Source organism: Paraburkholderia sp., from assembly GCF_036488505.1.
In the GTDB taxonomy this organism is placed as follows: Bacteria; Pseudomonadota; Gammaproteobacteria; order Burkholderiales; family Burkholderiaceae; genus Paraburkholderia.
The window spans coordinates 1-10,633 of record NZ_DASXHN010000469.1; the positions used below are offsets into that span (position 1 = coordinate 1).

The window sequence follows — 10,633 nt, forward strand, 5'->3', positions numbered from 1 at the left end:
GACCCGCTTGACGCGCAATAGCACGTCGTTTTCTCCGGTTTCGGGTTTAGGCCTGTCCTGTGCGCTCAGCGTTCCTGGCGTCTCGCATATCACCGTAAGCATAGCAATCCTTGTTTCGTCGCCGTTTCGCGCGGCGCAGGGTTAATTCGAGTACCTGTTGTCGCGGCAGCCGGGCGCGATCTCGATCGAGCCGCCCGGCCGCGCAACGATGATCAATACAGCACGTTCTTCGCTTCAGGCTTGTCGATGTTGTTTTTGGTCACCATCACCACGCCCGTATCGAGGTTCTTCGACACCGGCTTTTTTTCGATCAGGTTGACCACCGATTTCACGCCTAGCTCGCCCATCTGGTACGAGCCCTGTACGGCGGTGGCCGCAAGCGTGCCGTCCTTGACGAAACCCTGCAGATCCTGATTGCCGTCGAAGCCGATCGCCACCACTTTGCCCGTTTTGCCGGACTGTTCGAGCGCGCGGCCCATGCCGACCGCGGTTGGCTCATTCGCGCCGAAAATGCCTTTCAGGTCGGGATTGGCGGTCAATGTGTCAGTGGTTTGGTTCAGAGCAGTCGCCATCTGTGAATTCGAATAGAACGGTCCCACCACCTGCAATTGCGAATGGGCCTTCAGATAGTCGCGGAAGCCGCCGACCCGGCCGATTTCCGAGCCCGCACCGGCCACGTACGACATGACTGCGACCTTACCGGTCTGGCCCACGCGATCGATCATCGCTTTCGCGCACAGTTCGCCGGCCTTTTTGTTGTCGGTCGACAGGAACGACTGGTAATACTGCTTGCCGGAATCGGACAGCGCGGAATCGATGATGACGACCGGGATATGCGCCTCCCATGCCTTCTTGACAGCCGGCACGAGCGCGTCCGGATCGGACGGGGCAAGCACGATGCCGGCCACCTTGCGATTCACCGCGTTCTCGACCATGTTGACTTCGTCGGCGATCGCGGTTTCCGTCGCGGGACCCTGGAAAGTCATCGTGTAGCCCTTCAGTTGACCCATCGCCGCGTTCGCACCCTTCTGGACGTTCTGCCAGTAGTTGGAACTCGAGGTCTTCACGATAACCGCGATCTCGCCGCCGGCGGCGTGAGCAAGTCCGGTTGCCAGCATCACGGTGGCGGCGACCAGGCTTAGTTGGAATGTGCGCATGTCTCTACTCCTTTGAGGATTTGTTGTCGTACATGGACTTCTCGGCGTGACGGACCGGCCGGTCCGACCCGCCGATGGATTTCATCGGCGATTGCGAAGCTGGTCGATCCAGACAGTGCCCAGGATCACCAGGCCGATGATGATTTGCTGAATGAAGCTGGACACTCCATTCATGTTCAACCCGTTGCGCAGAATGCCGATCACGAAAGCGCCGATCGCCGTGCCGGAGATCGTGCCGACGCCGCCCATCAGCGAAGTGCCGCCGATCACCGCACTGGCGATCGCATCGAGCTCGTACATCACGCCTTCGTTCGGCTGGGCGGTGAGCAGTCGCGACATCAGCACGCAGCCGGTAACGCCCGCCAGCGCACCGGAGAGCACATACGTGAACATCGTCACGCGCGCGACATTGACGCCGGACAGCCGCGCCGCTTCGGCGTTCGAGCCGACCGCGTAAATATGCCGGCCGAGGGTGGTGCGGCTCAGCATGATCGACACCGCGATCGCGATGACGATCATCAGCAGCACGGGGTAGGGGATGCCTGGAAACGTCACGTCCGGAAAGCCGTCCGCACCGATCGTCTCGATCCTGAACAGCGCGCCGTTGCCGAGCACGCCGAACGCTTGACCGAGTCCCGACACGGGGCGTGCGCCGGTGATTTGCAGTGCCACACCGCGCGCCACCAGCATCATGCCGAGCGTGGCGATAAACGGTGGCAGGCGCATACGCGTCACGCACAGACCGTTGACCGCGCCGCACAGCGCGCCGACCACGATGCCCAGCAGCATGCCGACGGTGACCGGCATGCCGGCCTTCACCGCGAGAGCCGCCACGACCCCGGAGAGCGCAAGCACCGAGCCCACCGAAAGGTCGATGCCACCGGTGATTATCACGCAGGTCGCGGCGACGCCAAGGTAGGCGATCGAGGTCACCTGCAGCGCGACGGTCATCGCGTTGTCGACGGTATGAAAGGCTTCGCTGGTGGACGAGAACACCAGGATCATCACGATCAGGCTGGCGAAGGCGGCAAACTTCTGGATCAGATCCTTGCGCCGTTCGTTGGCGAGCGAAGGGCTGGGACGTGTAATCGTGCTCATTGCGAAGCTCCCGAGGTATCCGAAGCGCCCCTGCGTCCCGAGGCGTAGTGCATGATTTCTTCCTGACTGGTTTGACGGGTCTCGAGCGTCGTCACGAGTTCGCCCTCATGAAAAACGGCCACACGATCGGTCATGCCGAGAATCTCGGGCAGTTCGGAACTGATCATGACCACGCCGATGCCCTGCGCCGCGAGCTTGTCGAGCAGTTCGTAAATCGCGAATTTGGCGCCCACGTCGATGCCGCGGGTGGGCTCGTCGAAGAACAGCACGCGTGAGTCGCGAAACAGCCACTTGCTGATCACGACCTTCTGCTGATTGCCGCCTGACAGATTGCGCGCGATCTGCTTGACGCTCGGCGTGCGGATGCCGAGCGCGTCCACGTAGCGTCTGGCGACGGCGGCCTCGGTTGCGAAGCGGATGAAGCCCAGCCGGTTCGAGACCGCGTTCATGTTGGCCAGCGTGATATTGCTGGCGACGGGCATGCTCAGCGATAGACCGTGGGCCTTGCGGTCTTCGGACAGGTACGCAATGCCGTGCCGGATGGCGTCGATCGGCGAGCGGATCGTAAGGGTCTCGTCGCCTAGCCTGATCGTGCCGCTGTCGGGCAGATCGGCGCCGAAGATCGCGCGCGCCACTTCGGTCCGACCGGCACCCATCAGGCCGGCGAAACCGAGGATTTCGCCGCGCCTCAATTCGAAGCTGACCGGTCCGAACGCATTCGCGCGCTTCAACTGGTCGACCGACAGCAACACCTCGCCGGTCGGAACGGAGGTGCGCGGCGGAAATTTCTCTTCGAGCGAACGGCCGACCATGCGTGCGACGACCTTATCGATGGTGGTTTCGTGGAACACGTCCGTCGACACGTAGCGTCCGTCGCGCATCACGGTGACGCGGTCGACGATCTCCGCCATTTCATCGAGCCGGTGCGAGATATAGATGATGCCGACGCCAGCGCGCTTGAGCTCGTGAATGATCCTGAAGAGCTGACCGGTTTCCGTCTCCGTGAGGGACGAGGTCGGCTCGTCCATGATCAGCACTTCGGCGTCCAGCGACAGCGCCTTGGCGATTTCCACCATTTGCCGTTGCGCGACCGACAGCGTGCGCACGAGCGTCCCCGGCGCGATGTCGACGCCGAGCCGGTCGAGGCAGCGCTGTGCGTCGGCGCGCAGCCGCGCCCGGTCGACGAATACCCCGCGGCGCGGTTCGCGGGCGAGAAAGATGTTTTCCGCCACCGACAGGTGCGGCACCAGGTTCAACTCCTGGTGAATGATCGCGATGCCTGCGGCCTGTGCTTCGAGCGACGACGCGAAGCGGCATTCGCTGCCCTTGTAGACGATGGAGCCATCGTCGGGCGGGTATTGGCCGCTGATGATCTTCATCAGTGTCGATTTACCCGCGCCGTTTTCTCCGCACACCGCGTGAACCTCGGCACGCCGCAGGTCGAAACTGACGCCGTCGAGTGCCACGACGCCGGGGAAGCGCTTGGTCACGCCTGTGAGGCGCAACAGTTCGCCGTTGTCGTCCGGCCGTGCGGCGCGATCGGCCGTATCGGCGGCCGGCGCGTTTGCCGGTGCGGGCGCTGACGTATCGGCAGACGGGGCCGACGTGCGATGTTCGCCCGGCGCGACTGGGAGGCGGGCATGCCCGGGTTGCGGGCGCGCCGATAGAGCGCGGCGCGGCACCGACCGTGTTGAGAATTCCAGCAAGGCTGTCTCCAATTCGTGACGCCGCCGGACAGGCGGGTACGTGGTTTTGTTCTTTGCGGATCGAACCCATCACCGATGCGGCAGCGCACGGCGGGGCAAATTGATCATAGGCACGTCGCGACAATTGGTCAAGCCACTTGTACTGCCGATCGATCGGCTCCGCACGCCGCCGTGGCTTGCGCGGTTGCGCGAACCCCGGGCTAAGCGGCACGCCGGCCGGACTGGAAGGCTGTTGTCAGCCGCGCGCGCGGCTGACCTATAATCCTTATCGAGGCCACGACATGGTAAATTGGCCTGACCAAAACGCCGTGCGGCCGTTCGCACGGGAAGCGACGGAGGGCACTTGACAAGCACGCAACTCAAGCAGGTGGAGACGAAGCGTCTCTATCAACACATCGCCGACCAGATCCGGGCGCTGATTCAGTCGGGTGGCTTCGCCCTGGGCACACGTTTGCCTCCCGAGCGCGATCTCGCCCAGCAACTGGGTGTGTCGCGGCCCTCGTTGCGAGAAGCGTTGATCGCGCTGGAGATCGCGGGCGCCGTGGAAATTCGCCAGGGTTCGGGTGTCTACGTGTGCCGGCCGCCCGAGCGTTCGCCCAATGCAACTATCGCATTGGGCGAAAGCCCGTCAGAGTTGATGCAGGCCCGCGCGGTATTGGAAGGCTCGCTGATCGTATTGGCCGCCGCGCTGATTACGCCCGAGAGATTGGCCCGTCTGCACGAGACGCTCGATGGCATGCGCGCGCAGATCAAGGCGGGGCGTTCCCCGCTCGACCACGATCGCGCGTTCCATTTGTGTATCGCGGAGATGACCGGCAATCTCGTGCTGGTCCGGATGGTCGCCGAATTGTTCGACGAGCGGCACAGTCCAATTTCAGCGCGCCTCAGCAGGCACGCCGAGACGGGGAAAACCTGGGCGGCGGCGCTCGACGAACACGAGGCGATTTATCGCGCGCTCCAGGAGCGCGACCCGCTCGCTGCGCAATCGGCGATGCGCAGCCATCTGAAGGCTTCGGAGATGCGCTGGACCGAGACGGGGTGACGCCATCGACGGTGCGGGGCCGCCGCGTCGCTCAGCGCTGGCGGCTCCGTGATGCAATGCTCGATCAGCGTCGCATACCCGCGTAACGATCGGCGAAGGAACCTCGACGCGCAATCGTCAACGGGGCGCGACTAGCTCGGCGACTTACCATGCGACATGGCCAGGCAGGTTGCGCGCGTGGACCTGCAGTAACACGTCGAACCGCCGCAGACATTCGAATGTATTGACTCCACGTCGCGCCTGAGCCTCGGTTACCAGTTCGACGATCTTGACATTGAACGGAGTCGTCACATCACGCTCGCGGCCTTTCTCGCAGATCAGACCGTTGATGTAGTTGATCTCGGTATCACGGCCTTTCTCGAGGTCCTGAAGCATGCTTGCCTTCAGTCCCGCGTGCGCGCCCCAGATCTTCCTGTAAATCGGCATCTTCGACGGTATCTGCGCGGCGTTTTGCAATGCCAGAAGCTCGAGGTCTTCTCCTTGCATCACCGCGAGCCGGACACCGTGAGCGCGCGCCACCTTGATGCATTCATCCGCGACGAACGCCACGCACGTCATCGCCTTGGGATCGGTCAGCATATCCCCGAACGTACAGCCGAGCGCCGCGGACATGCCGCTGAACGTGGCGTTCATCAGAACCTTGGAGAACCGGATGCCCATCAGATCGGTACGTATCTCGGTTTTGCCGACGCACGCCAGGTATTGCTGGATGATTTGCAACCGTGGGCGGACGACGCCGTCGATCTCGCCAATCTCGAACGCGAAATTCTTCACTGCGTCGTAACTCGAAGTCAGAGAAGACACGCCAGGTCTCAGCCAGGTCGCGCCAAAACCCACTGCACCCCCCAACGTGCGTTCGCGGCCAACGATGGCTGCGACGGAGTGCTCGGGAATGCCGTTCTGCAATGTGCACACCGAGCTATCGGGATGAAGATGTGGCAAAAGCCGCGACAGGGTTTCCTGGTTGCTGGTCTGCTTGGTCAGCAGGAACACGAGATCGTAGGTGCCCGCAAGCTGATCGGGGGTATACGCGTTGACCGGCACGTTAAGGTCGATGGCCCCCGTGATCGTCGCGCCGGACCGGTTCAGCGCGTCGACGTGGTCTTGATAGACATCGACCAGATCGACCTCTTTTCCCGCCTGATTCATCAGTGCGCCGATGATGGTGCCGAGAGAACCGGCTCCGACGATAGCTGCTCGCATGCGATGCTCCTTTTTTGTTGTTCCGCAGGATCGGGCGACGCGCGCGGCGGTGCGCCAGCGCCTACACCTCCAGCCATTCCTTGCGGATCTGCGCATTGCCCTTCAGATCGGCAGGCGTGCCTTCGAACACGATCTGGCCGTGACCCATCACATAGACCCGCTGCGAGATGTCGAGCGCGATAGCCAGCTTCTGCTCGATCAGCAGGACCGACACGCCACGTTCCTTGAGCGTCTGCAGATACTCGCCGACCAGCGTCACCACCTTGGGCGCCAGGCCTTCGGTGGGCTCGTCGATGAGGATCATGTCCGGGTCGCCCATCAACGTGCGGCACAGTGTCAGCATCTGCTGCTCGCCACCCGAGAGCACGCCCGCCGCTGTGTTCTCGCGCTCCTTCAGGCGCGGAAACATCCGGTACATGTCGGCCAGCGTCCAGCGCCGTTTCGTGCGGCGCGGATTGCGCTTCTCGCCCAGCAACAGGTTCTGGCGAACGCTCAGCGTGGGGAAGATGTCGCGATTCTCGGGAACGTAGCCGATACCCAACTGGGCGATCTCGAACGTGCGGCGACCCAGAATCTCCGCGTCGCGAAAGCGCACCGAGCCTGCCGCCTTGACCATGCCGACAATGGTTTTAGCCATCGTGGAGCGACCGACTCCGTTGCGTCCGAGCAGGCTGACGATTTCGCCTTCGTCGACATGCAGATTCACGCCTTGCAGGATATGACTCTTGCCGTAGTAGGCGTGCAAGCCTTGAACATCCAGCATGCTGCGGTCCATCAGTGCGCTCCTTCGCCGAGGGTGGCGCCGAGATACGCCTCCTGGACCTTGCTGTCGTTGCGGATCGCCTCGGGGGTGCCGGTGGCGATGACTTCGCCGTAGACCAGCACCGAGATGCGGTCGGCGAGGCCGAACACCACGCCCATGTCGTGTTCGACCATCACCAGCGTCTTGCCCGCCGTCACGCTGCGGATCAGTTCGACGGCCTGGTCCGTCTCCGAATGGCTCATGCCGGCAGTCGGTTCGTCGAGCAGGATCACGTCGGCGCCGCCCGCGATCGTGACGCCGATTTCCAGTGCCCGCTGTTCCGCGTAGGTCAGAAGACCGGCCTGGGTGTTGTGCTGGCGCTGCAGTCCGATCAGTTCGAGCACTTCCTCGGCGCGCCGGCGCGCGTCGTGCAGCCGGGCCAGCCGGTGCCAGAACGAGTATTTGTAGCCGAGCGACCACAACACCGCGCAGCGCAGATTCTCGAACACCGAGAGCCGGTGGAAGATATTGGTGATCTGGAAGCTGCGCGACAGTCCCATCCGATTGATGACGAAAGGCTCGAGTCCGCCGATCTCCGTGCCGTTGAGCTTCACCGAGCCGGAGGTGGGCATGCTGCGTCCGGAAATCAGATTGAAGGTCGTCGACTTGCCGGCGCCATTGGGGCCGATCAGTGCATGGCGCTCGCCCTTTGCAATGCTCAGGTTGATGCCCCGGATGATCTCCGTCTGGCCGAACTGCTTACGCACTTCGTTCAATTCGAGTGCCGCCGTCATGCCCCGCCTCCCGCCATTTGTTCGTGCACGTCGTCCCAGGCCCGATGCACGCGCGGCACCACCGCCCGCCAGCCCAATGCCCCCGCCAGCCATAGCGCCGCCGCGACGAGCCACGGCTTGAGCGAGGCGGCGTCGAAGGCCACGCCGGCTAGCGTCATCGCGGTGCCGTTGTCGCTGTCGATCTGCAGCTTGTAGGTCAGCTCGACGGTGAGGATCAACGCCGCCAGCAGGATCAGGCCGGCGCCCAGCGCCATCGAGTAGGACGGCAGCATGCGGCCCAGCTTGCGTGCCGTAATCAGCGGCACCTGCTTCATCAGCAGGCTCGCGATGCCTCCTGGCGCGAACATCACGATCAGCACGAAGAAGAGCCCGAGATAAAGCAGCCATGCATGGGTCAGGCTGGACAGCGCGACGGCGAACAGCACGTACAGGACCGCGCCGATGACCGGACCAAAAAAGAAGCCGCTGCCGCCGATGAAGGTAGCCAGCAATACACCGCCGGACTGCGCGGCACCGACATTCTCCGCGGAGACGATCTCGAAGTTGATGACCGACAGGCCGCCGGCAATGCCCGCAAAGAATGCCGACAGGATCATCACGAGATAGCGCACGCGCCGGGTGTCGTAACCGACGAACTCGGCACGTTCGGGATTGTCGCGTACGGCGTTGGCGATGCGCCCGAGTGGGGTCTGCGTCCACGCATACATCGCGATCATCGACAGCAGGCACCATACCGCGATCAGGTAGTACACCTGGCGTCCCGGCCCATAGGTGATGCCGAACACCGCATGGCCGACCACCCGGTTGGTCGAGACGCCGCCTTCGCCGCCGAAGAAGTCCGGAAACATCAGCGAACTCGCGTACACCATCTCGCCGATACCGAGCGTGATCATCGCAAACGTGGTACCGGCTTTCTTCGTGGTCACATAGCCGAACAGCACGCCAAACAACGCGCCGCCAAGGCCGCCCACCAGCGGCACAAGCGAGACGGGCAGCCGCAGTTCGCCCGCGCCAACCCAATTGAGCACGTGCACCGCGATAAACGCGCCCAGGCCCGAATAGACAGCGTGGCCGAAAGACAGCATGCCGGATTGACCCAGCAGCATGTTGTACGACAGCGCGAAGATAATCATGATGCCCATCTGCGACAGCAGCGCGATCGCGAACCGGCTGGAGAAGCACAGTGGCAGCACCAGCATCGCGACGGCGGCGAAGCTCCAGATCGCGTACTGCGCGAGTCGACGGCGACAGGCACGCGGACGGCCTTGCGTGGCCGCCGGCTGATAGTTTTGCTGCATGGTCGTTTTCATCATCTAGCCTTCGCGGGTGCCCATCAGGCCACGGGGGCGCACGATCAGCATCACCACCATCAGCAAATAGGGGAGCACCGGCGCTGTTTGCGACAGGCTCAGCTTCCAGACGGAGGAAAGCAGCGTCGCACTGGTCACATGCAGACCGAACACGCTGAAAAGATCGGCCAGCGAAGCATCGATCGAGACGGCGAACGTCTGCAGCAGTCCGATCAGCAGCGACGCGATGAACGCACCGCCGAGCGACCCCATACCGCCCACTACCACCACCACGAACACGATCGTGCCCACCGAGGCAGCCATCGACGGCGCGGTGACGAACGCATTGCCGCCAATCACGCCGGCCAGCCCCGCCAGCGCGGCGCCGCCCGCGAACACCAGCATGAACACGCGCTGCACGTTGTGGCCGAGCGCCTCGACCATCTGCGGATGAGTCAGCGCGGCCTGGATCACCAGGCCGATGCGCGTGCGCGTGAGCACGACGTAGATCGCCAGCAGCATCGACACCGACACCAGCATCATGAAGGCCCGGTAGGTAGGAAACGCCGAGCTGAATACATGAAACAGCGGGCCGTCCAGCTCGGGCGGAATGCGGTATGGCACGGCGGCCTGGCCCCACACCAGCTTGACGCCTTCCTCGATCAGATAGGCAAGGCCGAAGGTGAATAGCAGTTCGGCCACGTGTCCATATTTGTGCACGGTGCGCAGGCCGAAGCGTTCGACCAGCGCGCCGACCAGCACCACCAGCAGCGGCGCAAAAACCAGCGCCGGCCAGAAGCCGATTCTGTCGGCGATCGTGTAGGCAAAATAGGCGCCCAGCATATAGAAGCTCGCGTGCGCGAAATTGAGCACGCCCATCATGCTGAAAATCAGTGTCAGCCCTGACGACAGCAAGAACAGCAGCAGCCCATAGCTGATGCCGTTCAACAGGGAGATGATGAAAAATTCCACGGACAAGGTTCCTTGGTTTCCGAAGCTTTCAGATCATCCCGCGCCGGCATGCGGCCCATCGTTCGCCGACGCGAGGCTATTGCGCCTACTGAGGACGTTTCATCTGGCAGGTGGTCGGCAACGTCGCGGACGACGCGTTCAGCACCGCGTTGGTTCGCCAACCGTAACCGGTTTTCTCCTGGTCGTATTTGACGTCCTTGCCATCCGCCTTGACCCAGGTGGTGATCACGAGGGGCTGCTGCAACTGGTGATCGGACGCGCGCATCTCCACCATGCCGTTCAGGCTCTGCATCTTCATGCCTTCGAGCGCCCGCGCTACCTTGAGCGGCTCGGTAGAGTGCGTCTGCTTGAACGCCTGGCTGAGCATCGCGATGCCGGTGTAGGTCGCGATCATGTAGAAGTCGTCGTTGTATTTCTTCCTGAAGCCACCGAACACCTGATCGGCCTGTGGAGGAATGCCCTTGGTGTTAGGGCCAAAATAGCCGATGTATTTGGCGTGGCCGGCACCGGCCGCGCCCATGGCGGTCGGCACGCCGGTCGTGGGCGCGTAATAGGTGTAGTAATCGGCGCTCACCCCTGCGTCCTTGCTGGCCTTGATCAGCAGCGCCAGGTCGCTCCCCCAGTTACCGG

Annotated in this window: 10 protein-coding genes; 1 reads left to right on the forward strand and 9 read right to left on the reverse strand. The window is 63.0% G+C overall.

Annotated elements, in window-relative coordinates:
* Window positions 1-212: 212 nt before the first annotated feature.
* The 3 genes from VGH68_RS26990 to VGH68_RS27000 all read right to left on the reverse strand — a co-directional run bounded on the left by VGH68_RS26990 (window position 213) and on the right by VGH68_RS27000 (window position 3,763).
* Entirely contained in the window at window positions 213-1,157 is a 945-nt protein-coding gene (locus tag VGH68_RS26990) for an ABC transporter substrate-binding protein (protein WP_414696997.1), read from the reverse strand.
* An 81-nt stretch (window positions 1,158-1,238) separates the two neighbouring features.
* The gene (locus VGH68_RS26995; protein ID WP_331606781.1) at window positions 1,239-2,255 is read right to left on the reverse strand and encodes an ABC transporter permease; all 1,017 of its coding nucleotides are present in this window, start codon (window positions 2,253-2,255) and stop codon (window positions 1,239-1,241) included.
* Window positions 2,252-3,763, reverse strand: coding sequence for a sugar ABC transporter ATP-binding protein (locus VGH68_RS27000; RefSeq protein WP_331606789.1), 1,512 nt, complete (start codon window positions 3,761-3,763; stop codon window positions 2,252-2,254). The genes VGH68_RS26995 and VGH68_RS27000 overlap by 4 nt, the downstream gene beginning before the upstream one ends.
* 541 nt (window positions 3,764-4,304) lie before the next feature.
* Between VGH68_RS27000 and VGH68_RS27005 the strand changes: the two genes are divergently transcribed.
* Entirely contained in the window at window positions 4,305-5,003 is a 699-nt protein-coding gene (locus VGH68_RS27005; RefSeq protein WP_331606782.1) for a FadR/GntR family transcriptional regulator, read from the forward strand.
* 144 nt (window positions 5,004-5,147) lie between these two features.
* Here VGH68_RS27005 and VGH68_RS27010 read toward each other — a convergent pair whose 3' ends face one another.
* From VGH68_RS27010 to VGH68_RS27035, 6 genes are all read right to left on the reverse strand, one after another.
* Entirely contained in the window at window positions 5,148-6,206 is a 1,059-nt protein-coding gene (locus VGH68_RS27010) for a ketopantoate reductase family protein (protein WP_331606783.1), read from the reverse strand.
* Between the two features lie 61 nt (window positions 6,207-6,267).
* Window positions 6,268-6,981 (reverse strand): ABC transporter ATP-binding protein, encoded by a 714-nt coding sequence (locus VGH68_RS27015; RefSeq protein ID WP_331606784.1) that lies wholly within the window; start codon window positions 6,979-6,981, stop codon window positions 6,268-6,270.
* The gene (locus VGH68_RS27020) at window positions 6,981-7,742 is read right to left on the reverse strand and encodes an ABC transporter ATP-binding protein (protein ID WP_331606785.1); all 762 of its coding nucleotides are present in this window, start codon (window positions 7,740-7,742) and stop codon (window positions 6,981-6,983) included. The genes VGH68_RS27015 and VGH68_RS27020 overlap by 1 nt, the downstream gene beginning before the upstream one ends.
* Entirely contained in the window at window positions 7,739-9,055 is a 1,317-nt protein-coding gene (locus tag VGH68_RS27025) for a branched-chain amino acid ABC transporter permease (protein WP_414696998.1), read from the reverse strand. Before VGH68_RS27025 ends, VGH68_RS27020 begins: the two co-directional genes overlap by 4 nt.
* Entirely contained in the window at window positions 9,056-10,003 is a 948-nt protein-coding gene (locus VGH68_RS27030; protein WP_331606786.1) for a branched-chain amino acid ABC transporter permease, read from the reverse strand. It abuts the gene before it with no gap.
* A gap of 85 nt (window positions 10,004-10,088) precedes the next feature.
* On the reverse strand, window positions 10,089-10,633 hold a 545-nt coding region (locus VGH68_RS27035; RefSeq protein ID WP_331606787.1), incomplete at its 5' end, for an ABC transporter substrate-binding protein.